Origin of the sequence: Amycolatopsis sp. MEPSY49 (assembly GCF_051337345.1) — a bacterium.
GTDB lineage: Bacteria > Actinomycetota > Actinomycetes > Mycobacteriales > Pseudonocardiaceae > Amycolatopsis.
On record NZ_JBDLYJ010000015.1, the window covers coordinates 89277 to 114779 of the forward strand.

The 25503-nt window shown below is 71.9% G+C and carries 29 protein-coding genes and 1 pseudogene; 15 read left to right on the forward strand and 15 right to left on the reverse strand.

Annotated features, from left to right (window positions below; genetic code table 11):
- Positions 1–46 precede the first annotated feature (46 nt).
- The gene (locus ABFJ78_RS42540; RefSeq protein WP_436393119.1) at positions 47–943 is read right to left on the reverse strand and encodes an alpha/beta fold hydrolase; all 897 of its coding nucleotides are present in this window, start codon (positions 941–943) and stop codon (positions 47–49) included.
- Between the two features lie 51 nt (positions 944–994).
- Here ABFJ78_RS42540 and ABFJ78_RS42545 point away from each other — a divergent pair, with 51 nt between their 5' ends.
- From ABFJ78_RS42545 to ABFJ78_RS42555, 3 genes are all read left to right on the forward strand, one after another.
- Entirely contained in the window at positions 995–1564 is a 570-nt protein-coding gene (locus tag ABFJ78_RS42545) for a TetR/AcrR family transcriptional regulator (protein ID WP_436393120.1), read from the forward strand.
- A gap of 63 nt (positions 1565–1627) precedes the next feature.
- Complete coding sequence (locus ABFJ78_RS42550; protein WP_436393121.1) at positions 1628–2425, forward strand: enoyl-CoA hydratase-related protein; 798 nt, start codon at positions 1628–1630, stop codon at positions 2423–2425.
- A 59-nt stretch (positions 2426–2484) separates the two neighbouring features.
- Positions 2485–2997, forward strand: a complete 513-nt coding sequence (locus ABFJ78_RS42555) for a dihydrofolate reductase family protein (protein ID WP_436393122.1) — start codon at positions 2485–2487, stop codon at positions 2995–2997.
- On the opposite strand, the gene ABFJ78_RS42560 is transcribed toward ABFJ78_RS42555, so the two are convergent.
- From ABFJ78_RS42560 to ABFJ78_RS42570, 3 genes are read right to left on the reverse strand one after another with little or no spacing between them, the layout of a single operon-like run.
- Positions 2994–4541 carry an acyl-CoA carboxylase subunit beta gene (locus tag ABFJ78_RS42560; protein ID WP_436393123.1) on the reverse strand — a complete coding sequence of 516 codons (1548 nt, stop codon included), beginning with the start codon at positions 4539–4541 and terminating at the stop codon, positions 2994–2996. The two genes, ABFJ78_RS42555 and ABFJ78_RS42560, sit on opposite strands and share 4 nt — an antisense overlap.
- Complete coding sequence (locus ABFJ78_RS42565; RefSeq protein ID WP_436393124.1) at positions 4538–5308, reverse strand: SDR family oxidoreductase; 771 nt, start codon at positions 5306–5308, stop codon at positions 4538–4540. The genes ABFJ78_RS42560 and ABFJ78_RS42565 overlap by 4 nt, the downstream gene beginning before the upstream one ends.
- A complete protein-coding gene (locus ABFJ78_RS42570) occupies positions 5305–6057 on the reverse strand; it encodes an SDR family oxidoreductase (protein WP_329049027.1) in 753 nt (250 codons plus the stop codon). The genes ABFJ78_RS42565 and ABFJ78_RS42570 overlap by 4 nt, the downstream gene beginning before the upstream one ends.
- Positions 6058–6234: 177 nt before the next feature.
- Here ABFJ78_RS42570 and ABFJ78_RS42575 point away from each other — a divergent pair, with 177 nt between their 5' ends.
- On the forward strand, positions 6235–7365 hold the full coding sequence (locus ABFJ78_RS42575; protein ID WP_436393125.1) for a serine hydrolase domain-containing protein: 1131 nt from the start codon (positions 6235–6237) through the stop codon (positions 7363–7365).
- 49 nt (positions 7366–7414) lie between these two features.
- Here the strand turns inward: ABFJ78_RS42575 and ABFJ78_RS42580 are convergent, their stop codons facing one another.
- Both ABFJ78_RS42580 and ABFJ78_RS42585 read right to left on the reverse strand, forming a co-directional pair.
- Entirely contained in the window at positions 7415–7558 is a 144-nt protein-coding gene (locus ABFJ78_RS42580; RefSeq protein WP_436393126.1) for a hypothetical protein, read from the reverse strand.
- An 83-nt stretch (positions 7559–7641) separates the two neighbouring features.
- Positions 7642–8112, reverse strand: a pseudogene (locus ABFJ78_RS42585) (trypsin-like serine protease); the annotation flags it as partial.
- Between the two features lie 304 nt (positions 8113–8416).
- On the opposite strand from ABFJ78_RS42585, the gene ABFJ78_RS42590 reads away from it, so the two are divergent.
- A complete protein-coding gene (locus tag ABFJ78_RS42590; RefSeq protein ID WP_436393127.1) occupies positions 8417–8869 on the forward strand; it encodes a hypothetical protein in 453 nt (150 codons plus the stop codon).
- Between the two features lie 6 nt (positions 8870–8875).
- On the opposite strand, the gene ABFJ78_RS42595 is transcribed toward ABFJ78_RS42590, so the two are convergent.
- Both ABFJ78_RS42595 and ABFJ78_RS42600 read right to left on the reverse strand, forming a co-directional pair.
- Positions 8876–9655 (reverse strand): alpha/beta fold hydrolase, encoded by a 780-nt coding sequence (locus ABFJ78_RS42595; protein ID WP_436393128.1) that lies wholly within the window; start codon positions 9653–9655, stop codon positions 8876–8878.
- A gap of 19 nt (positions 9656–9674) precedes the next feature.
- Positions 9675–10127, reverse strand: coding sequence for a cupin domain-containing protein (locus ABFJ78_RS42600; RefSeq protein WP_436393129.1), 453 nt, complete (start codon positions 10125–10127; stop codon positions 9675–9677).
- Between the two features lie 130 nt (positions 10128–10257).
- Between ABFJ78_RS42600 and ABFJ78_RS42605 the strand changes: the two genes are divergently transcribed.
- Positions 10258–10878 (forward strand): TetR/AcrR family transcriptional regulator, encoded by a 621-nt coding sequence (locus tag ABFJ78_RS42605; RefSeq protein ID WP_436393130.1) that lies wholly within the window; start codon positions 10258–10260, stop codon positions 10876–10878.
- A 119-nt stretch (positions 10879–10997) separates the two neighbouring features.
- Here ABFJ78_RS42605 and ABFJ78_RS42610 read toward each other — a convergent pair whose 3' ends face one another.
- Positions 10998–11501, reverse strand: coding sequence for a MarR family winged helix-turn-helix transcriptional regulator (locus tag ABFJ78_RS42610; protein WP_436393131.1), 504 nt, complete (start codon positions 11499–11501; stop codon positions 10998–11000).
- Positions 11502–11568: 67 nt separating this feature from the next.
- Between ABFJ78_RS42610 and ABFJ78_RS42615 the strand changes: the two genes are divergently transcribed.
- Together ABFJ78_RS42615 and ABFJ78_RS42620 are read left to right on the forward strand one after the other, a co-directional pair.
- The gene (locus ABFJ78_RS42615; RefSeq protein ID WP_436393132.1) at positions 11569–12411 is read left to right on the forward strand and encodes a helix-turn-helix domain-containing protein; all 843 of its coding nucleotides are present in this window, start codon (positions 11569–11571) and stop codon (positions 12409–12411) included.
- 147 nt (positions 12412–12558) lie between these two features.
- Entirely contained in the window at positions 12559–13494 is a 936-nt protein-coding gene (locus ABFJ78_RS42620; protein ID WP_436393133.1) for an NADP-dependent oxidoreductase, read from the forward strand.
- On the opposite strand, the gene ABFJ78_RS42625 is transcribed toward ABFJ78_RS42620, so the two are convergent.
- Positions 13491–14249 (reverse strand): SDR family oxidoreductase, encoded by a 759-nt coding sequence (locus ABFJ78_RS42625; RefSeq protein ID WP_436393134.1) that lies wholly within the window; start codon positions 14247–14249, stop codon positions 13491–13493. The genes ABFJ78_RS42620 and ABFJ78_RS42625 overlap by 4 nt on opposite strands.
- 99 nt (positions 14250–14348) lie before the next feature.
- Here ABFJ78_RS42625 and ABFJ78_RS42630 point away from each other — a divergent pair, with 99 nt between their 5' ends.
- The gene (locus tag ABFJ78_RS42630) at positions 14349–15209 is read left to right on the forward strand and encodes a helix-turn-helix transcriptional regulator (RefSeq protein ID WP_436393135.1); all 861 of its coding nucleotides are present in this window, start codon (positions 14349–14351) and stop codon (positions 15207–15209) included.
- 37 nt (positions 15210–15246) lie between these two features.
- Here the strand turns inward: ABFJ78_RS42630 and ABFJ78_RS42635 are convergent, their stop codons facing one another.
- The gene (locus ABFJ78_RS42635; RefSeq protein ID WP_436393136.1) at positions 15247–15900 is read right to left on the reverse strand and encodes a TetR/AcrR family transcriptional regulator; all 654 of its coding nucleotides are present in this window, start codon (positions 15898–15900) and stop codon (positions 15247–15249) included.
- Positions 15901–16023: 123 nt separating this feature from the next.
- On the opposite strand from ABFJ78_RS42635, the gene ABFJ78_RS42640 reads away from it, so the two are divergent.
- Positions 16024–16875 carry a 3-hydroxybutyryl-CoA dehydrogenase gene (locus tag ABFJ78_RS42640; protein WP_436393137.1) on the forward strand — a complete coding sequence of 284 codons (852 nt, stop codon included), beginning with the start codon at positions 16024–16026 and terminating at the stop codon, positions 16873–16875.
- Between the two features lie 29 nt (positions 16876–16904).
- Here the strand turns inward: ABFJ78_RS42640 and ABFJ78_RS42645 are convergent, their stop codons facing one another.
- On the reverse strand, positions 16905–17720 hold the full coding sequence (locus ABFJ78_RS42645) for a class I SAM-dependent methyltransferase (protein ID WP_436393138.1): 816 nt from the start codon (positions 17718–17720) through the stop codon (positions 16905–16907).
- Between the two features lie 60 nt (positions 17721–17780).
- Positions 17781–18827, reverse strand: a complete 1047-nt coding sequence (locus tag ABFJ78_RS42650; protein ID WP_436393139.1) for a ferritin-like domain-containing protein — start codon at positions 18825–18827, stop codon at positions 17781–17783.
- 89 nt (positions 18828–18916) lie between these two features.
- Here ABFJ78_RS42650 and ABFJ78_RS42655 point away from each other — a divergent pair, with 89 nt between their 5' ends.
- Complete coding sequence (locus tag ABFJ78_RS42655) at positions 18917–19816, forward strand: RNA polymerase sigma-70 factor (RefSeq protein WP_436393140.1); 900 nt, start codon at positions 18917–18919, stop codon at positions 19814–19816.
- Positions 19817–19894: 78 nt separating this feature from the next.
- Here ABFJ78_RS42655 and ABFJ78_RS42660 read toward each other — a convergent pair whose 3' ends face one another.
- Both ABFJ78_RS42660 and ABFJ78_RS42665 read right to left on the reverse strand, forming a co-directional pair.
- Positions 19895–20479: a hypothetical protein gene (locus ABFJ78_RS42660; protein ID WP_436393141.1), complete on the reverse strand. Its 585-nt coding sequence runs from the start codon at positions 20477–20479 to the stop codon at positions 19895–19897.
- Between the two features lie 111 nt (positions 20480–20590).
- Positions 20591–21580, reverse strand: a complete 990-nt coding sequence (locus ABFJ78_RS42665) for a helix-turn-helix domain-containing protein (protein WP_436393142.1) — start codon at positions 21578–21580, stop codon at positions 20591–20593.
- Between the two features lie 156 nt (positions 21581–21736).
- Between ABFJ78_RS42665 and ABFJ78_RS42670 the strand changes: the two genes are divergently transcribed.
- Genes ABFJ78_RS42670 through ABFJ78_RS42685 form a run of 4 tightly spaced genes read left to right on the forward strand, consistent with a single transcriptional unit; the run spans position 21737 to position 25486 of the window.
- Complete coding sequence (locus ABFJ78_RS42670) at positions 21737–22690, forward strand: VOC family protein (RefSeq protein ID WP_436393143.1); 954 nt, start codon at positions 21737–21739, stop codon at positions 22688–22690.
- Positions 22691–22701: 11 nt separating this feature from the next.
- Complete coding sequence (locus ABFJ78_RS42675; protein WP_436393144.1) at positions 22702–23682, forward strand: alpha/beta fold hydrolase; 981 nt, start codon at positions 22702–22704, stop codon at positions 23680–23682.
- The gene (locus ABFJ78_RS42680) at positions 23679–24857 is read left to right on the forward strand and encodes an acyl-CoA dehydrogenase (protein ID WP_436393145.1); all 1179 of its coding nucleotides are present in this window, start codon (positions 23679–23681) and stop codon (positions 24855–24857) included. The genes ABFJ78_RS42675 and ABFJ78_RS42680 overlap by 4 nt, the downstream gene beginning before the upstream one ends.
- A complete protein-coding gene (locus tag ABFJ78_RS42685) occupies positions 24854–25486 on the forward strand; it encodes an alpha/beta hydrolase (RefSeq protein ID WP_436393146.1) in 633 nt (210 codons plus the stop codon). Before ABFJ78_RS42680 ends, ABFJ78_RS42685 begins: the two co-directional genes overlap by 4 nt.
- The last annotated feature ends 17 nt before the right edge of the window (positions 25487–25503 follow it).

Here is a 25503-nt window from a genome sequence, read left to right on the forward strand (position 1 = left end):
CAAGGGTTTCCGGGTGAACAAAGGGTTCGATAATTTCGAACGCCCGCTACCCCGTGAACGAGGTCAACGCGGCCACGACCGCGTCGGGCTGCTCGTCGGGGATGAAGTGCCCGGCCTGCGGGATGACGACGCCGGTCGCGTTGTCCGCCCACGGGCCGAGGGAAGCGGCCATGTCGGGGATCGAGCCGTGGGAGCCGGAAATCCCCAGGACCGGGACGGTCAGGTGCTGCCGGTCCAGAGCTTCGCGGTTCTTGCGCGCGGATTCCGCGGCGTCGCGGTAGTAGGCGAGAGACGCACGGAGGCCCCCGTCGGCCGCGATGGCGGCGGCGTAGTGGTCGATCTCGGCGCTGTCGAACGTGTTAGGGGACAAGGTTTTCGCCGTCAGGAACCAGTCGACGTAGTCGCGTTCGCGGCCGGCGAGGAGCGTCTCGGGGAGATCGGGCACGACGTGGAACGCGAAGTGCCAGGTCTTCCAGGCCCGGCCGGGATCGGTGGGGACGGCGTCCGGGAGGGTGATTCCGGGGATGCCGGCGTCGAGCAGAGCGACGCCGTGCAGGCGCTCTTCGTATTTCAAGGCCAGCGAGAAGGCGACCCAGGCCCCGACGTCGTGGGCGGCGAGCCAGTACTTCGGCACGTCGAGCGCGGTCACCGCGGCCTGGACGCGCGAAGCGACGGTGTGCGTGTCGTAGCTGTCGCGCGGGCGGTCGGAATGCCCTTGCCCCGGCAGGTCGATCGCGAGCACGCGGAAGCGCTCGGCGAGGCCCGGCATCGCTTTGCGCCAAGCCCACCAGGTCTGCGGGAAGCCGGCGAGCAGGACGAGCGCAGGACCGGCCGGCCGGCCGCCCGCCACGACGTGGAGCCGGACGCCTTCCGCGTCGACCCAGCGGTGGGTGAACCCCGCGAGGTCGTGCAGTGGCAACCCGGCGATCGAATTTTCGGTCATGGGACCACCCTAACTCATCTTGAACTGTTCGGTTCAAGATACGATGGACCCATGGCCGGGAAGAAGCAGTTCGATGTGGACGTCGTGCTCGACGCGGCGATGGTCCAGTTCTGGCGGGCCGGGTACGCCGACACGTCGCTCGACGACCTGTCCGGGGCGACCGGGCTGAACCGCAGCTCCATCTACTCCTCGCTCGGCGACAAGGAGTCGCTCTACCTGCGCTGCCTGGACCGCTACGCCGCGCGCTACGGGGAGCGGTACGACCAGGCGCTTTCCCGTGCGTCCGAGGAGCCGCTGCGGGCGATCCGGGAGTTCTTCGACGTCACCCTCGAGCGGATCGCCGACCCCGACCTGCCGGACGGGTGCCTGATCGCCCAGACCGCGATGACGACCCCGGTGCTGAGCCCCGCCATCGCCGCGCGCGCGATCGAAGCCTTGGACCTTCAGCGTGCGCGGCTGCGGAGCGCCTTGAAGGGCACGAAGCCGGCCGACGACTTCGCCGTTCACCTCGCGGCGGTCAACCAGTCCCTGGCCGTGATGAGCCGGGCCGGGGCGAGCCCGGAGCAGCTCCGCACGATCGTCGGCGTCAGCCTGGACGCGCTTTCTCAGGCGTTGCGCTAGGCAGTTGGGCTGGAGAACTGCCAAGCGACCGCTTAGTATGGTGTCCGACCCGAGGAGGCAACGATGTCCACTGTGGACGGAGTGCGGTACGCGGCGGACGGCCCGGTCGCCACGCTGACGTTCGACAAGCCCGACCGCAGCAACGCGATGGACGTGCCGATGCAGGCCCGCTACGGCGACCTCCTGCGGCAGGCGGACGCGGACCCCTCGGTGCGCGCGGTCGTCGTCACCGGGGCGGGCAAGGCGTTCTGCCCCGGCGCCGACCTGGGGTTGCTCGACGACCTGGCCGCCGCTCCCCCGGCTTCGGGAGGCGGGCACGAGAACTTCCGCGACGTCCTGGCGGCGTCGGCGGTCGGCGTCCCGGTGGTCGCGGCGATCAACGGCGGCTGCGCGGGCCTGGGGTTCGTGATCGCGTGCTCGGCGGACGTCCGCTTCGCCGCGGCGGGCGCGAAGTTCACCACGGCGTTCTCGCGTCGCGGGCTGATCGCGGAGTACGGGATCGCGAAGCTGCTGCCGTCGCTGGTGGGCGAGGGCCGGGCCCGTGACCTGCTCCTTTCCGGGCGGACGTTCACCGCGGAGCAGGCCGTGGCCTACGGCTTGGTCCAGGAGGTGGTCCCGGCGGAGGAGCTGGGCCTGCGCGCCCACGCGTACGCGACCGAGCTGGCGACCTACAGCGCGCCGCGTTCGATGGCGGTGATGAAGGAGCAGTTCGCCCGGGAGGCGCTGCTGCCGCTGGAGGAGGCCGCCCGCGAGGCGACGGCGCTGATGATCGAGTCGTTCGGCCGTCCTGAGCTGGCCGAGGGGCTGGCCAGCTGGAACGAACGGCGGGCGCCGGAGTTCCCGCCACACGCCGGCCGATGAGTTTTCCGGCCGCCGCCCGTCAGTACCGGAGTCCGTGAACACCGGCTCAGGGAGACACCATGGCGAAACTGCTCTACGGCTTCAGCTGCTCGCTCGACGGCTTCATCGCCGGCCCCGGCGGGGACATGTCCTGGCTGACGCCCTACCTCGGGCCCGATCCCGTCGTCGACGAGCTGATCCCCGAGATCGGTGCCCTGCTGGTCGGGCGGCGGACCTACGGGGGCGATGATCCCCACCGCGGCACCGAAGGCGAGGGCAAGGCCTTCGGCGGCGGCTGGGACGGCCCGCAGTTCGTGCTCACCCACCGGCCCGCTCCCCCGGCGCCCGGCGTCACCTTCGTCGACAACCTCGCCGAAGCCGTCGAGCAGGCGAAACAAGCCGCCGGGGACAAGTACGTCAACGTCCTCGGTGCGGACGTCGCCCGGCAGTGCCTCGATGCCGGGCTGCTCGACGAAATCCTCGCGATGCCCGTGCCCGTCCTGCTCGGTGACGGCGTCCGGATGTTCGACCGGCCCGGTGGGAAGCCCGTGGCGCTCGAAGTCGTGAAGCCCAAGTGGTACCGCGTCGGCTAGGGCCGCATGCCGAACGACGGGCGGCCCACCAGTTTCGGCAAGACGGCGTAAGCGTCCGGCACCCAGTCGCACAGCCGCGCGCGGGTCTCGCGCGGGTCGATCACGTCTTCCACCGAGAACCGCTCCGCCGTGCGGAACGGCGAGCGCACCGCGTCCAGGCGGGTGCGGATCTCCTCGATCCGCGCCGCCCGGTCGTCGGCCGCGTCCAGTTCCGCTCGGTAGGCCGCCTCGATGCCGCCCTCCACCGGGAGCGAACCCCAGTCGCCCGACGGCCACGCCCAGCGGCGGACCAGGCGGTGGCGGTTGACCTGGCCCGCGCCGCCCACGCCGAACACGCGCCGGACGATCACCTCGGCCATCGGCACCCGCGCCTGGTACACCGCCGTCACCGCGCGGGCGCCGTGCCGGATCGCGCCCGCGCGCTCGGCCGCCGCGCCGATCACCATGCCCGCCTGATCGGTCAGCGACACCAGCGGCAGGTGGAACGTCTCGCACAGGTCCACAAACCGCGTCATCACGTCGGCGCCTTCGGGGGTCAGCGTCGCGCCGCGGTACGGGTCCGTGGCCAGCACGCCGACCGGGTGCCCCTTCAGCCGCGCCAGCCCCGCGTACGCCGAGCCGCCCGACACCGCGTAGTCGAACACCGAATCCGAGTCGAACACGCCCTCCAGCAACGGCCGCAGCCGGTACGGGTGGCGGCGGTTGCGCGGCACCAGCGAGAGCAGGCCCTCGTCGGCCCGGTCCGCGGGGTCCGAAGTGGACGAAACCGGCGGCAGACCATCCACAGAGGACGGTAAGTACGACAGGAACTGTTTCGCCACCGAGAAAGCCTCGGCCTCGGACCCCACGATCCGGTCGACGGCCCCGCTGCGCCGGTGGACGTCCGCGCCGCCCAGCTCCTCCTTGGTGAGGTCCTCGCCCGTCGCGTGCTTGACGACCGGCGGCCCGGCGACGAACAGCTGCCCGGCACCCTCGACGAGGATGTTCAGGTGCGACATCACCGCCCGCGCGGCGCCGAGCCCGGCGACCGGGCCCAGGCAGAGCGCGACCACCGGCACCGCCGAAAGGTTGTCCACCACGAGGTCCCAGCCCGGGTTGACCGGGACGTAGGTGAACCCGTGCTGCTCCAGCATCTTGACGCTGCCGCCGCCCCCGGTGCCTTCGATCAGCCGCACCAGGGGCAGGCCCAGCTCGTTCGCCAGCCGCTCGGCGTAGACCTGCTTCTCCATGATCGCGGCGTCGGCGGCGCCACCGCGGACCGTGAAGTCGTCGCCGCCGATCGCGACGCGCCGGCCGTCGAGCCGGGCGGTGCCGATGACGAAGTTGGCCGGAGTGAACGCAGCCAGCGACTCGTCCACATAGGACGCGGTGCCGGCGAGCGCCCCGATCTCGTCGAAGCTGCCGGGGTCGACCAGGGCCGCGATCCGCTCCCGGACCGTCGAGCGCCCGGCGGCGTGCTGGCGGGCCACCTTCTCGGGGCCGCCCATGCGCTCGGCCAGCTCGCGCCGCCGCGCGATCTCGTCGACCTCCGGCTGCCAGTTCATCCGGCTTCGACGGCCGCTTCGACCTTGCGCTGCAGCTTGTTCATCCCGCCGAGCCACCGGTCGGTCTGCGTGGCGCGAGCCGCGTAGTAGTCCGCGACCTCCGGGTGCGGCAGCACGAGGAACTGCTTCGAGTCCATCACCGCGAACAACGCGTCCGCGACCTGCTCCGGCTCGATCGCCGACGCGCCCATCAGCAGCTGCCCGGCGGTGCCGGTGCTCTCCAGCATCGCCGTGCGCACGCCCTGCGGGCAGATCGCCTGCACGGTGATGCCGCGGTGCCGGTAGGTCGCCGACAGCCACTCGGCGAACGCGAGCGCGCCGTGCTTGGTCACCGAGTACGGCGCCGAGCCGAGGCTGGTCAGCAGGCCGGCCGCCGACACCGTCGCGATGAAGTGCCCCTGACCGCGCTCGAGCCAGTTCGGCAGCAGCAGGTTGGCCGCGCGGACGTGCGCCATGACGTTCACGTCCCAGGTGCGCGCCCAGACCTCTTCGGGGCTTTCCGCACCGCCGAAGGGCGCGATGCCCGCGTTGGCGCAGAAGACGTCGATCTCGCCCAGGGTTTCCCGCGCGCTGTCGATCAGCTTCGCGACGCCTTCGGGGCTCGCGACGTCACCGGCGAACGCCGTCCCGCCCACTTCGGCCGCGACTTCGGCGGCTTTGGCGCCGTCGAGGTCGGCCACGACGACCTGAGCACCGTCCGCGGCGAAGCGGCGGGCGAGCGCGGCGCCGATGCCCCCGCCGCCCCCGGTGACGACGACGCCGGTCACAGGCCACCGCCCAGGGTGACGCCGCCGTCGAGGACCATCGTCTGGCCGGTGATCCAGCCCGCGTCGTCCGACAGCAGGAACGCGACGGCGCCGGCGATGTCGGCCGGCACGCCGAGGCGCTTCATCGGGTAGGCCGCGGAGACCTCTTCCTCACGGCCTTCGTAGAGCGCGGTGGCGAACTTCGTCTTGACGACCGCGGGCGCGACGGCGTTGACCCGGATCTTCGGTCCCAGCTCCGCGCCGAGCTCGACGGTGAGCCGGATCAGCGCGGCCTTGCTGACGCCGTACATGCCGATGCCCGGCGACGCACCGAGGCCGGCGACGGAAGCGACGTTGACGACCGCGCCGCCATGCTCCCCCATCCACGCGTCGCGGGCGCGCTTGGTCCAGCCGAGCGGCGCGAGCACGTTGACGCCGAGGATCTTCGCCGCGGCGGCCGGGTCGATGTCCAGGGTCGGGCCGTAGACGGGGTTGATGCCGGTGTTGTTCACCAGGTAGTCGAGCCGGCCGAACGTCTCGATCGTCTTCGCGACGGCCTCGTCCTGGTGGTCGGTGTCGTCGGCCTTGCCGGGCACGAACATCGCGACGTCGGGCCCGCCGAGGGAGTTGACGGCCTCTTCGAGCGCCTCGGGCTTGCGCGCGGTGATGCACACCTTGGCCCCGCGCTCGACGAGCGTCTTCGCGATCCCGAGGCCGATGCCCCGGCTGGCCCCGGTGACGATCGCGACGCGATCCTTGAACGAGTTCACAGCGGTGTGTCTCCTTCGCGGTGTGGTACCCGGCACATGCTAAGCGGTCGGTCAGGTGCCCATTATGCGCGCCCGCGCCATCCTCTCAAGCCGACGCGCGTCACACCGGCGGCCGGCGACCGCGCCTGCCACTCCGCTCTTGCCCTTGACACCAATGTCAGGTTTTAGCGTACGACCATGACCGAAGTGCACGGAACTCACGATCCCCGCTTCGCCCCCGTCCACGACGCGCTGCGGCGGAACCTCGCCGCCGGCGAGGAGCTCGGCGCGTCCCTCGTCGTCGACCTCGACGGCGAGCTCGTCGTCGACCTCTGGGGCGGCTTCCACGACGAAGCGCGCACCACGCCGTGGGAACGGGACACCATCACGAACGTCTGGTCGACCACCAAGACCGTCGTGAGCCTGGCGGCCCTGGTGCTCGCCGACCGCGGCGACCTCGACCTCTTCACGCCGGTCGCCCGGTACTGGCCCGAGTTCGCCGAAAACGGCAAGGAGAACGTCGAAGTGCGGCACCTGCTGTCGCACACGTCCGGGGTGTCCGGCCTGGAGCAGCCCGCCGTGGTCGCGGACCTCTACGACTGGGACAAGACGACCGCCCGGCTCGCCGCGCAGGCGCCGTGGTGGGCACCGGGCACCGCCTCGGGCTACCACGCGACGAACTTCGGCCACCTGGCCGGCGAGGTGATCCGGCGGGTCAGCGGCAAGACGGTGAAGGACTTCGTCGCCGAGGAGCTCGCCGGCCCGCTGGCCGCCGACTTCCGGATCGGGGCCGCCGAGGCGGACCGGCCGCGGATCGCGCCGGTCGTGCCGCCCCCGCCGGCGCAGTTCGCCCCCGAACCCGGGAGCGTCATGGCCAGGACCTTGAGCGGCCCGGTGGTCGACGCGGCCGTCGCCAACACGCCGGCGTGGCGCCGCGCGGACCTCGGGGCGGTGAACGGCCACGGCAACGCCCGCTCGGTCGCCCGGCTGCTCTCGGCCGTCGCCCTCGGCGGCACCGTCGACGGCGTCCGCCTGCTCGGGCCGGACACGATCGACCTCGTCTTCGCCGAGCAGGCGAACGGGATCGACCTCGGCCTCGGGATCCCGCTGCGCTGGGGCATCGGCTACGCGCTCCCCCGGCCCGACGCGGTGCCGTGGATCCGGGACGGCCGCGTCTGCTTCTGGGGCGGCTGGGGTGGTTCGGTGATCATCATGGACCTCGACCGGCGCCTGACGATCTCCTACGTGATGAACAAGATGGCGCCCGGCGTGATCGGCTCCGACCGCAGCACGACCTACGTCGACGCGGTCTACGCCGCGCTCGGCTGAGGTGGGTGCGGCCGCCGGCCGGTCGGGGCACGGCCGGCGACCCGGGTTCTCAGACGCCGCTGACCTGGCGGATCCAGCTCCGGCCGGCGGCGACGCTGCCGTAGGTGGTGGTGCCGGACCGGTCGCTGGTCGAGCAGACGCCCACCTGCACGCCGTCGTCGAGCATCGGGCCGCCGGAGTCGCCGCCCGCCACCGCGCCGTCCGGGGTGTCCGCAGCACGCTCGACTGGTGGCTGCCCTCGTCGGTGGACTGGGTCGCGCCCCAGCCGTGGACGGTGACGCCGTCGCCTTCCTGCGCGTCCGACGAGCTCGACGCGAGGCGCGCGTACGTGCTGCCGCCGTTGGTGTTCAGCTTGATCAGGGCGAGGTCGCCGTCGGAGTACACGTAGGTCGACGACGCTTTCGCGTGCACGCCACCGGAAGCGCTGTTCGACCCGACGTAGAGGTCGATGTCGGACAGCCGCTGCCCGTTGTCGTCGTACATGCAGTGCTTGGCGGTCAGCACCCAGCATGCGCCGATCAGCGTGCTGGTGCAGAAGAACGTGTAACCGTTGGCGTGCCCGTCGAAGCGGGTGAGGTAGCCGGGGTTCTGGGCGGTGCTGCCACCGATGATCGACGGCTGGGCGCCGGGCGGAAGCGGCGTGACGGGCGCACTGGCCGACGCGGGGGCGGCGAGCGTGGCGAGGGCCGCGGCCGAACCGGCGAGCAGGGCGGCGGCGCGGGCGAACCGGCGGGATGACTCACGCATGGGAACTCCTCGGGGGGGGGGGAGAAGATCCGAGCCGATCAACGGAACAAGACAGTTCCTTCGACGGGTTGCCCCGCGCGCGGCCGACGTTCGTCGGGTGACAGCGGTGATCCGCGGCTGCTGAACCGAAGGCGGTCCGGCACCACCGGACACCCGTGCCGGCCGCGCGTGATCCGCCCGTCCCGGAATCCCTTGCCCCGCACCGACACCGAGGACCACCGATGCCGTTGTTCGCGGTGCCCGGCTCCGGCAGCACTTCGGTGCGGACCGGACGGCAGTAGCGCGTCGACACCAGCCGGGGCGGGTGGCCGGGCACGCAGCCGCGCAGCACCACCACCTTGGCCTGCACCGGTTCCTCGACCGCGCGGACGACTTCGCGCACCCGCAGCCGGGTCAGCGAGCGGTCGGCGCCGACGTGCAGCTCCTCGTGCAGGCTGACGGGTTCGTGCTCAGCGAGCTGGTGCCGAGCCGGTCGCCGGCGGTCGGCGAGACGGCGATCCTCGAGTACGAATTCGCCTACACGGACGGGGTTCCGGACACGAGCTACGACCGCCGGTTCCGCCACCCGGTGGCCGAGCACCTGCTGGAGGTCCACTTCGCCGCCTTGCCGGCGACCTGCCACGGCTACCGGCTGGATTCCCCGGGCGGCCCGGAACGGGACGTCACGGACGTCCCGCTGTCCCCGGCGGCGCCGGCGCACCTCTTCACCAGCGGCGGCGGGCCGGGCAGCCGGGGGATGCGGTGGAGCTGGCCGTGACGCCGCTCAGGCGTCCTTCGCGAACTCCGTGACGAGCTCCTGCAGCTTGCCGGGCGTTTCCAGCTGCGGCAGATGCCCAGCGTCTTCGATGAGGACGAACTTGGCGTCGGGAAGGGCGTCGCTGTACGCCTTTCCGTGCTCGGGCGGGACGATCCGGTCCGCGGCGCCCCACACCACCAGCGCCGGCGTGGTCGCGGCCGGCAAGCGGCCCAGCAGCGTCGGGTCGGCCATCGTCGTGCCGCCGTAGACCTGCAGGGCCGCGCGGTTGCCTGCCATCGCCGCCTGGCGCTCCGGCGGCAGCTTCGCGGGGTCGATGCGGAATGCGTCGGGATTCGCGTAGCTCAGCTCGGTGACCTGGTCCATCGTGAGGCTGAAGAAGTCCGCGATCGGCGCTTCCGGGAGGTCCAGGCCAACCGCGTCGACCAGCACCACGCCGGCGACCCGCGGCGAGCCGAGCAGGGCCAGCTCGGCGGTGATCCACCCGCCGATGGAGTTGCCTGCCACCGTGACGCCGGTCAGGTCGAGCTCGGTCAGCAGCGCGGAATAGAGCCGGGCCAGCCCGGCGATCGTCGCCAGCGGTTCGGGGCGCGGAGTGCCCTCGAAGCCGGGGTGGACCGGCACGAGCACCCGGAAGCCGTCCGCGGCGAGGCGTTCGGCGAAGCCGGTCACCGACTGGGGCCCCGCGCCGCCGTGCAGCAACAGCAGCGGGCGGCCAGTGCCGTACGCGGTGTAGGTGACGTCGACCGGACCGGATTCTCCGAGGTCGACGCGCTGGATGTTCGTCATGGGGATTCTCCTGGGATCGTCAGTCGGTGGCGGGCTCGGTGGCGTAGGCCCGCATGACCTCGGTAAGCGCTTCCGGTGTCGGCCGACGGCCGCCGGCGATCATGTCCCGCAGGTCCCGGAAGTAGTTGACGTACAGGTCCGGGGTGAAGGTGTTGAGCATGACCGCGGGCTCGTCGCCGTGGTTCGCGAAGGTGTGCGGGGCGCCCGGCGGGACCATCACGAGCGTGCCCGCCGTCGCGTGGTGCTCCTGCGTGCCGACGGTGAAGGTCACCCGGCCCGACACGACGTAGAAGCCTTCGTCGTGCTGGGCGTGGCGGTGCTGCGGTGGCCCGTCGGTGTGCGGGGCGACGACGATCTCCGCCATGCCGAGCCGGTGCTCGGTGGTGCTGCCGTCTTCCAGGATCCGCACGACGGTCGTGCCGATGGTGATCGGCTCGCCGCCCTCCGGTCCGACGACCGATACGTCCGCCATGCCGTTGCTCCTTGGTCGAGGTCTGCGACCAACCTACTTACGAGAGTCAACTCGCGCAAGTACACTCTCACGAGTACGACTGGCGGCCTGCGAGAGAATCGGCGGCGGAGATCGGACGAACAGGAGCGGGATGCCCACGACGAGCAAGCGCGAACGGGTCAGCCGGGCCGAGCAGAAGGCGCGGACCCGCGCCGCGATCGTCGACGCGTGCCGCACGCTGATCGCGTCCGGCCGGATGCTGACCATGCCCGAGGTCGCCGAGCTGGCCGGCGTCTCGGAAGCGACCGCGTACCGCCACTTTTCCGAGATCGTGGAGCTGATCAACGCCGCGCTGGTGGGCATGTGGCCGACGCCCGCCGAAGCGCTCGAGCCGGTCGCGGGCAGCACCGACCCGGCGGACCGGCTGGAGTTCGCCACGGCCGTCCTGCTGCGGCGGGTGGTCGCCTACCAGGGGTCAGTCCGCGCGGTCATCGCGGCGACGGTGGTCAACCCCCCACGCGCGCGGGCCCGCCCCGGCTTCCGGTTCGGGCTCATCGACGAGGCACTCGACCCGGTCATCCCGACGGACAGCCCGGCTGCCGCTCGCCGGCTGGCCCAGCTCAAACAGGACCTCGCGGCGGTGGTGAGCGCCGACGCGTTCTTTTCGTTGACCGACCTCTGCGGATTGGACACGGAGGCGGCGATCGCAAGCCTTCAGCGCACGGCGCGGACGCTGGTGACAGCCGCACTGCCAGAGCTCACGGCCGGCTGACCCGCCGGCGGGGCGGCGTCGCGCGCATGTGGTCGCGCACCGGTGCCAGCAGAGCGGCATACCCCGCCGCAGCCTTCAGCGCACGGACCGCACACGGGCCACAGCCGCACCACCGGAACTCACGGCCGGTTGACTTTCCGGCGGGGCGCCGCCGACCGCGGCGGCGTCGCACGCATGTGGTCGCGCACCGGCGCCAGCAACGCCGCCAAACTCTCGACGTCCTCGCGTGACAGCGGCTCGAACAGCAGGCCACTCACCACCTCGACGTGCCCCGGCAGCACCGCGGCGAGCCGCTCGCGGCCGGCTGCGGTGATCGTCACCGTGATGCCGCGCTCGTCGTCCGGCGACGGGGCTCGCTCCACCAGACCCGCCTTCTCGAGCAGACCCGCCTGGTACGTCAAGCCGCTGCGGCTGTAGACGACGCCGTCGGCCAGGTCGGTCATGCGGTGGCTGCCCGACGGCGAGTCCCCGAGCCGGGCCAGCAGCTGGAACTGGACGTAGCTCAGCTCGCCGGCCTCGCGCAGCTGCTGCTCGACCGCGTGCCGCAGCAGGCTCGTCACCTCGATGAGGTCGAAGTAGGCGCCCAGCTGCACAGGGTCGAGGGACGGCGGTGTGTCGGACATGCCCCGGAGTCTACTGCTTCGAATTCGAAGGGCCCACGTGAACGCGAACCCGGGCAAACTGGGCGCCATGTCGCTGTCCGAACTCGGCGCCGCCGTCCGCCGGCTGCGCGAGCACACCGAGCCGGCCGGCGATCGGGCCCGGCGGCGGGTACGCGGCCTGCGCCGGGAAGAGCTCGCCGAGCTGGCCGGGGTCTCCGCGGACTACGTCCGGCGACTCGAGCAGGGGCGACGCCACCCGTCGGCCGGCGTGGTGACCGCCATCGCGCGCGCGTTGCGGATCAGCCGGGCGGACTACGAACGGCTCTGCGCCCTCGCCGGGTACGCCCCGGTGGACGGCCAAGTGCCGCGCGAAGCCGGCGCGGCGGCGATGCGGCTGCTGGAGCGGTTCGGCGACACCCCCGCGTTCCTGACCGACGCCGCGTGGAACGCCATCGCCGTCAACGGCGCATGGTTGGCGCTCGGCGGCTCGACGGCGTCAAGCGCCCGGGACTGGAACGTCGCATGGCGCACGTTCTGCGACCCGCGAAGGGAAATCGCCCGCACCGACGAGCACCAGGCCGGGTTCCGGGCCGCGCTCGCCGCCCGGCTGCGCGGCACCTCCCTGCGCTACCCCACCGACGCGGCGCTCGCCGAGCTCGTCGACGAGCTGCGGAGCACCAGCCGCGCGTTCGACACCCTGTGGCGCAGCCCGGAAACCGTCGACGCCTTCGAGAACCGGGCCGTGTTCCGCACTCCGGACGGCGAAGACATCGCGCTCGACGGCAGCCTGCTCGGGGTGCCCGGGGACGACCTGATGGCGGTGGTCCTCACCGCGGCGCCGGGCTCGGCCGACGCGGCCCGCCTCGGCGAGGTCGTCCGCGCGTCCGCCGGGCCGGCCGTGCTCAGGGTGGGCCAAACCGGCCCAGGCTGACCGGGCCCGCGACCACGATCCTGGGACCCGAGTGGATCAAGGGACCCGGCGAGGGTGACCGGCCTCACTTGCTTCGAATTCGAAGCAGCAGTACCGTGCTCCTTAGTTGCTTCGAATTCGAAGCTCTTTCCGAAAGCGAGAAGTCCGATGAAGGCAGTGCGTTTCCACGACTACGGCGACCCCGACGTCCTGCGCTACGAGGACGTCGAGGTGCCCGTCCCCGCCGCCGGGCAGGTCCGCGTCCGCGTCGCCGCGACGTCGTTCAACTCCGTCGACGGCAACATCCGCGGCGGCTTCATGCGCGGCCCGATCCCGGTCGAGCTGCCGCACACCCCCGGCCTCGACGTCGCCGGCACGGTCGACGCACTCGGCGACGGTGTCGACGGCCTGGCGGTCGGCGACCGGGTCGTCGGCTTCCTGCCGATGGACAAGCCCGGCGCCGCGGCGGAGTACGTCCTCGTGCCGGCCGACGTCCTCACCACCGCACCGAAGGACGTCCCCCTGGCAGACGCCGCCGCGTTGCCACTGGTCGCGCTGACCGCCTACCAGGCGCTGTTCGACCACGGCAAGCTGACCGCCGGGCAGCGCGTGCTGATCAACGGCGCCGGCGGCGCGGTCGGCGGCTACGCCGTCCAGCTGGCCAAGGAGGCCGGGGCGCACGTCATCGCGACCGCCAGCCCGCGCAGCGCCGACGCGGTCAAGGCCGCGGGTGCCGACGAGGTCGTCGACCACACCGCCACCGGCGTGACCGCGGCGGTGGCCGAGCCGGTCGACGTCGCGCTCAACCTCGCGCCGGTCGACCCGGCGGAGCTGGCCGCGCTGGTCACCCTGGTCAAGCCGGGCGGGGTCGTGGTGAACACGACGGTGTGGATGCCCGCGCCCAGCGACGAGGACCGCGGCGTGCGCGGCGTCGACCTGTTCGTCCGCAGCGACGCCGCACAGCTGGCGAAGCTGGTGGCGCTGGTCGACGCCGGCGAGCTGCGCGTCGACGTCGCCGAGCGGGTGCCGCTGGCCGAGCTGGCGGCCCTGCACGCCCGCGCCGCCGAGGGCGCGGTGCACGGCAAGGTCGTCGTGACGGTCTAGTGCGGGTCGGCGGCGTTGAGGGCCGCGACGACCTGGTCGTAGTCGCCGCGGGCCTCGCCGTAGCGGAGGAACTTGACCCGCTCGACCTGGATCTCCCTGGCGTCCGGCTGGGTCTCGAGAATGCCCATGACCTCGGCGACGAACTCGTCGAGCGGCAGGGCGTGCGCGTTCTCGGCCTGGCCGGGCAGCAGGTCCGTCCGAACCGACGGCGGCACCAGCTCGACGACCTTCACCGAGGTGTCCGCCAGTTGCAGCCGCAGTGATTCGCTCAGCAGGTGGATCGCGGCCTTCGACGCGTTGTAGCTCGGGGTCACCTTCAGCGGGGCGAACGCCAGGCCCGAGGAAACCGTCACGATGGTGGCGTCGGGCCGGGTCTGCAGGTGCTCGACGAACGCGGCGATCAGCCGGATCGGGCCGAGCACGTTGGTCGTCACGACGTCCTCGGCGGACTCGAGGAACGTCTCGGGCCGGTGCCAGTCCTCGACGCGCATGACGCCGGCCATGGTCACGAGCACGTTGAGCTCGGGGTAGCGGGCGAGCACCTCCTTCGCCGCCGCCTGGATGCTCGCGGGGTCGGTGGTGTCGATCCGGACGGTGCCGATGCCGGGGTGTTCGGCGGCGATCTTGTCCAGCAGCTCGGTGCGGCGTCCGCCGACGACCACGGTGTTGCCGCGGTCCTTGAGGGCGAGCGCGAGGGCCAGGCCGATGCCGCTGGTGGCGCCGGGGATGAAGAGGGTGTTTCCGGTGATGTCCATGCCCCGACTTTCGCCCGGCCCGGCGGGCGGCGGCAGAGAGCACTCATCGGGGGATCGGCGATCCCTGGTTGCGGCCGCGGCGGGCGCGATACTGGGGGTATGGACCGAGCGGAACTGGCGGCTTTCCTGCGGCGGCGCCGGGAGCGGCTGCGGCCCGAGGACGTCGGCCTGCTGCCGGGCGCGCGCCGCCGGACGGCCGGGCTGCGCCGGGAAGAGGTCGCGTCGCTGGCGGCGATGTCGACGGACTACTACACGCGCCTGGAGCAGCAACGCGGTCCGCAGCCGAGCGAGCAGATGCTGGCCGCGCTGGCCCGCGCGCTGCGCCTGACCGACGACGAGCGCGACTACCTGTTCGAAGTGGCCGGCCGCACGGCCCCCTCCCCCGCGGCGACGGCCGCGCACGTGGCGCCGGCGTTGCTGCGGGTGCTGGACCGGCTGTCGGACACCCCCGCGCTCATCCTGTCCAACCTGGGCGAAGTCCTGGTGCGCAACCGCCTCGCCGAAGCGCTCTACGGCGGCAAGGCCGACCACACCGGGCTCGCGCGCAGCGAGATCTACCGGTGGTTCACCGATCCCGACGAGCGCCTGCTCTACCCCGAGGGCGACCGTGACCGCCAGAGCCGGGCCCTGGTCGCGAACCTGCGCGCCGCGCACGGCTCGATGGGTCCGCGCTCGCGGGCCGGGGAGCTGGTGCGGGCGCTGATCCGCGAAAGCGAGGAATTCGCTCGGCTGTGGGAACACCACGAAGTCGCGAAGCGGTTCGAGGACCACAAGGTGCTCGTCCACCCGCAGCTCGGCGAGATCGAGGTGGACTGCCAGGCGCTGTTCACCGAAGACCAGTCCCAGGCGTTGCTGGTGCTGACGGCACCTCCGCGCACGGAGGCGTTCGAGAAGCTGCAGCTGCTGGGCGTGCTGGGCAACGAGCGGTTCGAAGACAGCGGCAGCACCGCCTCGCCGTGACCACCGGCAAAGCCGCGTCGACCTCGACGCGCGAACCTCACAGGTTCCGGCCGAGCACCCTGGTCAACTCCGGCAGGACGGTGTCGAGGTTCTTCTTCGTCCGGAAGACCACAATGGACGCTTCGTCGTCGTCACCGGCATGGGTGAACAGGCCGACCGCCGACGCCATCGCCGTGTCGAACTCCGCCTCGGGATCGCTCGACTGGCCGCGCAGCCACCGGCGCAGCACGTGGTTGTGGGCGGTCACCACCGCGCCCGCCATGAGCTCCGCCCGCAACGCCGTGTCCGCGCCGCCGCCCAGCCAGCCGTGCAGGAAACGGTGGAACAACCGGTGGTACTGCTGGACTCCCGCGATCTCCCGGTCGCGAAGCGCCGGAACGCTGCGCGTCAAGCGGTAACGCGTCGACGCCCGCTCCCCCTCGGCGAGGTAGTGGCGCAGGACCAGCCGGGCTCCTTCGGTCACCGCGATCAGCGCCGTGCGGTCGGTGGAGCCGCGCAAGCGCTCCTCGATGGCGCCCAGCAGCACCTCGTGGTCGGGGAAGATGACGTCTTCCTTCGTCCGGAAGGCGCGGAAGAACGTCGTGCGGCCGACGCCGGCGCGCTCGGTGATGTCGTCGACCGTGGTCCGGTCGTAGCCGCGTTCGGCGAACAGCGCGAACGCCGCCTCGGTCAGGCGATCCTTGGCCGGCATCCGCTCCTCCTCGCCGCCGCCGGCCCAGCCCGGGCGTGGCGGCCGTCATACCCGCGAACCTTCAGCTACCCGTCGGTACCCAGTACCGTTCGAATGGTACTCGGTCCCGGAGAGGTGGCGGCGATGGAACGCGTGGGCGTGGTCGGATGCGGGCAGATGGGGGCCGGGATCGCCGAGGTGTGCGCCCGGGCCGGCCTCGACGTCGTGGTCGTCGAATCGACCCCCGCCGCCGCGGACGCCGGGCGCCGCCGGCTCGAATCCTCGCTGGCCCGCGCCGAAAAGAAGGGCAAGATCCCGGACGCCGCCGAGGTCCTGCGCCGGATCCGGGTCACCGAAGCACTCGACGACCTGGCCGACCGCACCTTCGTCGTGGAAGCGATCGTCGAGGACGAGACGGTCAAGACGGACCTGTTCCGGCAGCTCGACAAGATCGTGGCCGCGCCGGACGCGGTGCTGGCGTCGAACACTTCGTCCATCCCGATCATGAAGCTGGGCACCGCGACCGCGCGGCCGGCCCAGGTCGTGGGCGTGCACTTCTTCAACCCGGTGCCGGTGCTCCCGCTGGTCGAGCTGGTACCCAGCCTGCTCACCGCCGAAGCCACCGTCGACCGGGCCCGGACGTTCGCCCACGACGTGCTCGGCAAGCAGGCAATCCTCTGCCAGGACCGGGCGGGGTTCGTGGTCAACGCGCTGCTGATCCCGTTCATCCTCGCCGCGATCCGCATGTTCGAGTCGGGTTTCGCCACGCGCGAGGCCATCGACGAAGGCCTGGTGCGCGGCGCCGCGCCCCCGCAGGGGCCGCTGGCGCTGGCCGACCTGATCGGCCTCGACACGACCAAAGCGGTCGCCGAATCGCTCTACGAGGAGTTCAAGGAGCCGCTCCACGCGCCCCCGCCGCTGCTCGCCCGCATGGTCGACGCCGGCCTGCTGGGCCGCAAGACCGGCCGCGGCTTCTACACCTACGACCGGCCGTGACGACCGGGCGCCCCGGTCGGCGCCGTCCTTCAGAAGCGGAACCGCACGATGCGGGAAGACCGTTTCATGCCCGGCACCAGGTTCAGGAGGCGGTACACGCGGCGCACGTTCACGGGCGCCTTGGCCATCAGCACCGGCGAGTCGTTCATCGGTGCCTCGTCGACGTACTCCAGCCGCGGGTGCCAGCCGGCCAGTGAGGCCGGATCGTCGAAGCCGCAGCGAAACCGGGTGCCGTACCTGCGCAGCGTGGGATCCCATTTCGAGGTGCGCCACGCCCAGACCGACACCGTGTCGAGCTGTACCTGACCGGAGGGGAAGGCGTCCACGACGCCGGTCAGCAGCCGGCGGGCGTCCACTTCGGACAGGTACGGCACCAGTCCCTCGGCGACCATCAGCACCGGCCGGCCGCGCGGAACGCGGTCCAGCCAGCCCAGGTCGGTGACGCTGGAACCGATCATCGTGTAGTGCTCCCGCGGGGGCAGGATCCGCTGTCGCAGTTCGACGATGGCCGGGTAGTCCAGGTCGTACCAATCGACGGTGGCGGGCGGGTCGATCCGGTACACCCGGGCGTCCAGGCCACAGCCCAGGTGCAGCACGACCGCGTCGGGGTGATCCGCGAGGAAGCCGCGAGCCCAGTCGTCGTGGGCCTTGGCGCGCACCACGGCGGCGAGGCCCAGCTGGCTGGTGCCGAACCTGCGCTCGTCGTAGCCGGGATCGAGACGGCGCATCGCCCGCTCGGCGTACTCGTCGCCGAGGATCGGGTTCGGCAACCTGTTGTCCAGCGCCTTCGCCCTCAGGACCGGGCTGAGCGTCTTCTGCACCCCGACGAGTCCGGCGTCTTCCACACCGGCGACCTTACGCCCGTTCCGCCTCGGGCTGGGTCATCGCCGGCCGCCACCTGTGCTTCAGTTCCGGCGTTCGGGTGGCACGTACTCGAACGTCGGGCCCGCGGTCGTCTTCCCGTCACCGGTCGGCATCTTCATCAGCGCCAACGCCTGCTTGCGCAGCGCGAACATCGTGCCGACCGCGTCCATCATCCCGCCCGGACCGCCGGTGAATGCCGCCTCCAACTGATAAAGCAAGAGACTGTACGTCTGGTTGAACTCCTCCTGCGCGACCCGGATCGGACTGCCCTCCGGGTAATCGGCGGTCCGCGGATCGGGCCGCATCGGCAGCACACCCTCGAAGTCGACCGCGATCGGCTCGCCCGTCGGGCCGGACTGCGGAGTGTCGCCCGTCCGGTAGCGGCGGCCCACCTTCAGCTCCTGGAACCGGAAGTAATGCGCCACCTCCTCCCGCTCGGGGTGGAACACGTCGCGGTCGCCGTCCCACACGTCCGTGCGCGCGGCCCCTTCGCCCTGCTCGACGATCTCCGCCAGCGCGGCCGACGCGGACTTCAGATCGCGGACCGGGATCACTTCGCCACCCCCGCCGCGGAGGTGGAACTCGCCGATCTGCCGGGCCGGGTCGCCGGTGAACACCCGCTCCTCACCCAGCTCGTCGCACAGCGCGCGCAACCCGGCCTCGATCGCGGCGTAGAACTGCCCGATCGTGCGGTACTCCTCGGTCTGCGGGGGCGCGTCCGCCGACGCCGGCTGCTCGATGCGCAAGAACAGCTCCAGCGCTTCCGGACCGAACGGAGCCAAGTGCACGTGCACGGACCGGTCACCGTGCGGCAGCGGATGCGGGTACGGCGGCAACAGCTCCGGCGTGTCCAGCCTCGGCGAGCCGCCGACGGCGTTGAGCAGGTTCGCCGCCAAGGCCAGGTGGATCATCTCCTCGGCGAGCACCGTGCCCACGACCTGGGTGGCTTCGGGGTTGCGGGCCGGGTCCAGCGAGTACAGCGCGCACAGGTACGGGGGAATCGTCGCGTGCTCGAGCTCGATCGCCCACTGCAGGTGGCGGCGGAGATCGTCGATCGTGTCGATGGCGTGGGCGCCACGGGTGTCCATGCGGTACTCCGGTTCGTCGGGTCGGTGTCGCCAGCCAAGACCGGACACCACCGCGGTTTGTGACCTCGCCGATCTCGTAAAGTGGTGGGGTGGCGGATTCCGGGGTGAGCACCGAAGCGGACGACATCGAGGCGGCCGCGGCCGCCTTCACGAACGTTCGGCCGCGGCTGTTCGGGATCGCCTACCGCATGCTCGGCAGCGTCGCCGAGGCCGAGGACCTCGTGCAGGAGGTCTGGCTGCGGTGGCAGGGCTACGACCGGTCCACAGTGGCCAGTCCGGACGCCTTCCTGGCGACCACCGCCACCCGGCTGGCCATCAACGTCCTCCAGTCGGCGCGGAACCGGCGGGAGACCTACGTCGGGCCGTGGCTGCCCGAACCGGTCGACACCGGCGCGGACCCGTACCTGGGCGCCGAGCGCGGGGAAGCGCTGGAGTTCGCGGCCCTGCTGCTGATGGAGAAGCTCACCCCCGGCGAACGCGCGGCCTACGTGCTGCGGGAAGCCTTCGACTACTCCTACGCCGAGATCGCCGGCATCCTCTCCTCGACCGAAGCCGCGGTGCGCCAGCTCGTCAGCCGGGCACGCAAGCACCTCAGGAGCGAACGGCACGCGTCGGTGCCCGCGGCCGAACAGCGGGAACTGCTCACCACGTTCCTCGCCGCCGCGCGGTCCGGCGACATGGCCGAGCTGGAGCGGCTCTTCACGCCGGACGTGACCAGCCTGTCCGACGGCAACGGCCGCAAGGGCGTCGCCCGCACGCCGGTCGTGGGCGCCGCGCGGGTGGCGAAGTTCCTGCACGCGATCTCGACCTGGTTCTGGGACGACGTCGACGTGCGGTGGGCGACCACGAACGGGCAGACCTCCGCCGTGCTCCTCCAGGACGGCGTCGTGTACGGCCTGCTCACGGTCGGCGCCACCGCCGAGGGCATCGACCAGGTGCTGTGGCTGGTCAACCCGGAGAAGAACAAGGCCGTGACCTTCACGGACTGACCGGGCAGCCGCGCGATTCGTGACTCGCGCGCCGATCGTGTTCTTCGCCCGGCACCGCGTCGACAGCGGCGAGCCGGGTCAGGCCTTGAGGTCGAAGCCCGTGACGTACCAGGCGCCGGCGTGCTTCTGCACCGTGAAGCTGAGGCTGAACGAGCCGGTGTCGCCGGTGGCTCCGACGAGTTCGAGATCGCGCAGCGTCCGGCCGTCGAGCTTGACCGCCGTGTCCGGCACTGTGACCTTGTCGCCCTTCGCCGGCACGGCGGCCACCTCGACCTTTCCCTGCGGAGGGAGGTCGACGCCCGGCTTCGCCCAGGCCTCGCGCAGCGACTTGGCGCTGGCCACGGCTTTGGGACTCTTGCACAGGGACTCGGCGTCTTTACCGGCGGGCAGCAGCGGAGCACTGGAGAGACAGGCTTCGGTGTATTTCTCTTCCAGGATCTGGGTGACCCACTGCTCGACGGCGGCTCCGGGCGTCTCGGCCCCGGAGGCGGCCGGCGCCGAAGACGACGGGGCCGTGGCGCTCGCCGAGGTGGCCGGGCCGCCCGCGGCCGCGCTCGCCGACCCGGCCACCCGGGCCGGACCGCACGCCGCGAGCAGCATCATCGGCGGCACGAGCGGGAGGAGCCACCGCGTCGCCGGCCGCACCGTCGTTCCAGCAGTCACGCAAATTCCTCCTGGCTCGCCGGCGTGCCGGCTCCGAAGCTCGGTCGGGGCGGATCTTGGTGTCCGGTGCCCGGGACCGTCAACCGGCGGCGGGGAAGTTTGCCCCTTTGGTCAGTTTCCGGGTGCCGGAACGGCACCGGCCGACGTCTGCCGGCGGAATTCCGCGGGCGTCAACCCGTTCTCCCGCTTGAACACCTGCCCGAAGTGGGACGCGCCGGGAAAACCCCACCGTGCGCCGATGGCGGACGCCGGCACGTGCGCGAGTGCGGGGTCGGCCAGGTCGAGCCGGCAGCGTTCGAGCCGGCGCTCGCGGATGCGGCGGGACACCGTGGTGCCGGTCCGTTCGAACAGGCTGTGCAACGCCCGCGGCGAGAGGAAGTGCGCCGCCGCGATCCGGCCCGGGTCGAGGCCGGTGTCGGCCAGGTGGCCGTCGATGTAGGCGAGGATCCGCTCGAGCAGTTCCTCGTGCGGGGGCCGCGCGGCGACGTGGTTCCCGAGTTCGCCGCGCAGCATCGCGGCGACGAGGGTCATCAGCGACCGGATGGCGGTGGGTCCGTGCGGCCCGAGCGACTCGAGGTTGCGGTTGACGCTGAGCACCGTGCTCCACACGGTGTCGGTGAGGCCCGGCGCGCAGGCGAACGGCGTCGCCGTGATCTCGGCGAGCGGATCGTCCTGGCGGGTGGTGATCGCGGTCTTGGGGAACCGGATGCAGGTGGAGCGGTAGCCGTCACCGACGGTCAGCGTCGCCGGTTCGCCCGAGTCGTACAACGCGAACAGCCCGGGCTTCAACGCGGCCACGCGGCCGTCCTGCGCGATCCGGATCTCGCCGGCGAGCTGCAGGGTGAGCACGTAGAACCCGGCGTCGGCGGGGCGGATCGTGCGGTGGTCGCGGTAGGCCGCGTGCCGTCCGGAGGCCATGTCGACGAAGCTGACGCCGTGCAGGTGGCGGTCGCGGACCCGGCCGGTGAACTTCTCCGGCCGGTCGCAGTCGAACTCGAAGCTCAGCACGCTGCGCCGGACGGCGGCCGCCCACGACGTGAGCGTGATCGGGCGCGGCGCGACGCCTTCGAACTGTTCCGGTAGCGCTGTGAATGACGTCATCGTCGCACTCCACGGTCGGTCAGCCCACGGTACCCAGCCGCCCGGCCACGGACCAGTGCGCTGGTTCGACAGGGCCGTGCGCGCTCGCGCCACACGCCGGCCGGCCGCGTTCCTACAGTTCGCCCCGGCGGACATCTCAGTGCAGAGGAGCCACCCATGACCTACGTGCAGGGTTCGCACCACGTGACGCTCTCCGTGGCGGACGCCCAGGAAGACGTCGACTTCCACGTCAAGATCCTCGGCATGCGCTTCATCAAGCGCACCGTCCTGTTCGACGGCTCCCTGCCGATCTACCACCTGTACTACTCCAACGCCGCGGGCGACCCGTCGAGCGTGGTCACGACCTTTCCGTGGGCGCAGGCCGGGTTCTTCGGCAAGCGCGGCACCAACCAGGCGCGCGAGGTCCTGCTGTCGGTCCCGGAGCACTCGCTGGACTTCTGGCACGGCAGGCTGACTGAACACGGCGTCGAGGTCACCGACGTCGAACGGTTCGGCAAGCGCCGGCTCGCGTTCCGGCACCCCTCGGGCATCGAGTACCTGTTCGTCGGCAACAGCGGCGACGACCGGGTGGGACACGCCGGCCACGGAGTGCCGCCGGAGCACGCGATCCACGGCATCCACGGCATCGGGGTGCACATGGCCACGCCCGACCGCATGGTCGAGTTCGCCGGCGAGTCGTTCTTCGCCCAGGACGGCCTCGCCGAGGAAGGCGACGTCATCGGGCTGCAGATCGGCGACGCCAAGCACGGCAACCACCTCGAGATCACCGTCAACCGCACCGACGACCAGGGCACCTGGGGCTACGGCGCCGGCACCTACCACCACTTCGCGTGGAACGCCGCCACCCTGGAGAACCAGGACGAGCTGAAGTTCGCGATCGAAGGGCGCGGCTACACCGACATCTCGGAGCTGAAGGACCGCAAGTACTTCAAGAGCGTGTACGTGCGCACCCCGAGCGGCGCGCTGTTCGAGCTCGCCGTCACCCACGCCGACGGCGGCTGGACCTGCGACGAGTCCCCGCACGAGCTCGGCACCCGCTTCCAGCTGCCGGAACAGTTCGAGCACCGCCGCGACGAAATCCTGGGGCGGCTGGAACCGATCGACATCTGAGGGCGGGCACCGTGACGGCACCGCACCTGGCCGGCGGGCACGAAGTCACCGTCCGGCGTGGACAGTTCTGGGTACCCGGCGAGCGGGTGCGCACCGAATACGGGACAGTGCAGCGGGCGCCGCTGTTCGTGCAGTGGGAAGCGCCGCCGGGCGACGCCCGTCCGGTCCCGCTCGTGCTCGTGCACGGGGGCGGCGGCCAGGGCACCGACTGGACCGGCACTCCCGACGGCAGGCCGGGGTGGGCGACCCGGTTCGTCGAGGCGGGGTTCGCGGTCTACGTCGTCGACCGCTGCGGGCACGGACGCTCGCCGTACCACCCCGACGTCGTCGCCCCGATGGGTGCGCCGTTCCCCTACGAGGCCGCGGAAGCACTCTTCCTGCCCGGCGGAACCGACCAGACACAGTGGACATACGGGCCCGAGCACGTCGACCAGCTCCTCTGCCCGATGGGACCGCTGCCCGCCGACCTGGCCGAGTCGCAGCGCCTGGACGCGGACCGGCTGGGCAGGCTGCTCGACGTCGTGGGCGAGGCCGTGCTCGTGACCCATTCGGCGGGCGGTCCGGTCGGCTGGCTGACCGCCGACGCGCGGCCGGACCGGGTCGTCGGCATCGCGGCGATCGAACCGATGGGTCCCCCGTTCGCCCGGTTCCCCGGTCTCGGCACGCTGACCTGGGGCCTGACCAGCGCCGAGATCGCCTACGACCCGCCGGCCGGCGACCCGGCCGACGTCAGCGGGCGGCGCATCCCGGCGCTGGCGGGCAAACCGGTCGCGATCGTGACCGGTGGCGCGTCGGCGTTCGCCGGGTTCGCCCCGCAGGTCGTGGAGTTCCTGAACACCGCCGGCGCCCACGCCCGGCAGCTGCACCTGCCGGACTTCGGCATCACCGGCAACGGGCACGGCCTGATCTTCGAGGCGAACTCGGACGAGACCGTGAAACCCGTCATCGACTGGATCCTGGCCACGCTGCAGACCCGAGGACGGACATCGTGAACCAGTTGCACGTCAGCGACGAATTCGCCGCGGTCATGGCCCGGCTCGACGCGATCACGCCGGTCATCGAGGAGAACGCCGACCAGGGCGAGGTACTCGGCCGGGTGCCCGACGAGCCCGCCAAGGCCCTGCAGGGCACCGGCGCGTTCAGGATCGGCATCCCCCGCGAACTCGGCGGGTACGAGTTCTCGCCGCGCCAGGTGATCGACACGATCGCCAAACTGTCCTATGCGGACGCTTCGGTGGGCTGGGCCTTCATGGCCGTGCAGATGGTCACCGGCACGACGGCCGCCTACCTCGGCCCGGAGGCCGCCGCGGACCTGTACCCGGACGCCGGTCACGGCGGGCACGTGCTCATCGCCGGCCAGGGCACCAAGCTCGGCACGGCCGTGCGAACCGACGGCGGCTACCGGATCAGCGGGCACTGGCACTTCGCGTCCGGGATCTCGATGGCGACCCACATCCACACCGCCGCGCTCTGCGCGGAGACCGGCGAGGCGCTGGTCTTCACGCTGCCCAAGGAGCAGGCCACGGTGATCGACAACTGGGACGTCATGGGCCTGCGGGCGACCAGCAGCCACGACTACGTGTGCGAGGACGTTTTCGTGCCGGAAAGCCACGTCTACGGCATCGCGACCACCGACGTCCGGCACGGCGGCGCGATCTACCGGATGGGACTGGCGAACATGGCCGGCGTCTGCCACACCGGGTGGGCGCTCGGCGTCGGGCGCCGGATGCTCGACGAGCTGAAAGTGCTGGCGGCCAAGAAGACCGGCAGCCCGGGCGCGTCGGTGGACACGCAGCAGTTCTACGCCGAGTACGCCCAGGCCGAGGCGAAACTGCGCGCGGCGCGGGCGTGGGCGACGGAGGTCTGGGCGGACAACGAAGCCACCCTGGACCGCGGCGAGCCCCTGGGCACCGAGCAGGAGACGCTGACGCGGCTGATGCTCAACAACACCACGTGGTCGGTGCACGCCGTGGGCCAGACGGTCTACAAGTGGGCGGCGACGGCGGCCCTGCGCCACGGCGTCCTGCAGCGGTTCTTCCGCGACCTGCACGCGGGCACCCAGCACATCACCTCCAGCCCGGTCGTGCTGCAGAACTGCGGCAAGCTGCTCAGCGGCCTGGCCCCCGGCGCGCGGTGGGTGTTCCTCGATCTCCAGGAATCGCGGTGACCCCGTCGCTCACCGAATGGGGCGCCCCGGCGGACCGGGCCGCCCTGGCCGTGCTCGCCGTGCACGGCCGCGGCCAGGACCCGGCCTTCATGCGGACGACGGCTCGGCGGCTCGGCACGGCGTCGGCGCGGTTCTTCGCGCCGGAAGCCGAGGGCAACACGTGGTACCCGCTGTCGTTCCTGGAGCCCGTCGAGCGCAACCAGCCGGCGCTGGACCGGTCGGTGCGGGTGCTGGAAGCGTGCCTCGACCGGCTCGCCGAGACCGGTTTCGACCGTGACCGCGTGGTGCTGTGGGGCTTTTCCCAAGGCGCCTGCCTGTTGTCGCACCTGGTGCTGAGCGCGCCGCGGCCGCCGGCCGGGCTCGTCCTGTTCACCGGCGGCTACCTCGGCACGACGCCGCCGGCGCCGGACGAGCAGGCACTGCGCGGGGTTCCCGTGGTGCTGCGCAGCATCGAGGACGATCCGTGGGTCCCCCGGCACCGGGTCGAGGAGACGGCCGCGCTGTTGCGGCGGGCCGGAGCGGAGGTGGACCTGCGCATCGACCCGGGCACCGAGCACGTCATCACCGACGAGGCCTGCGCGACCGCCACCGAACTGCTCGAAGCGGTGGCGAAGCGCGCGTCCGGCTGAGCACCCGCGAACAGAGC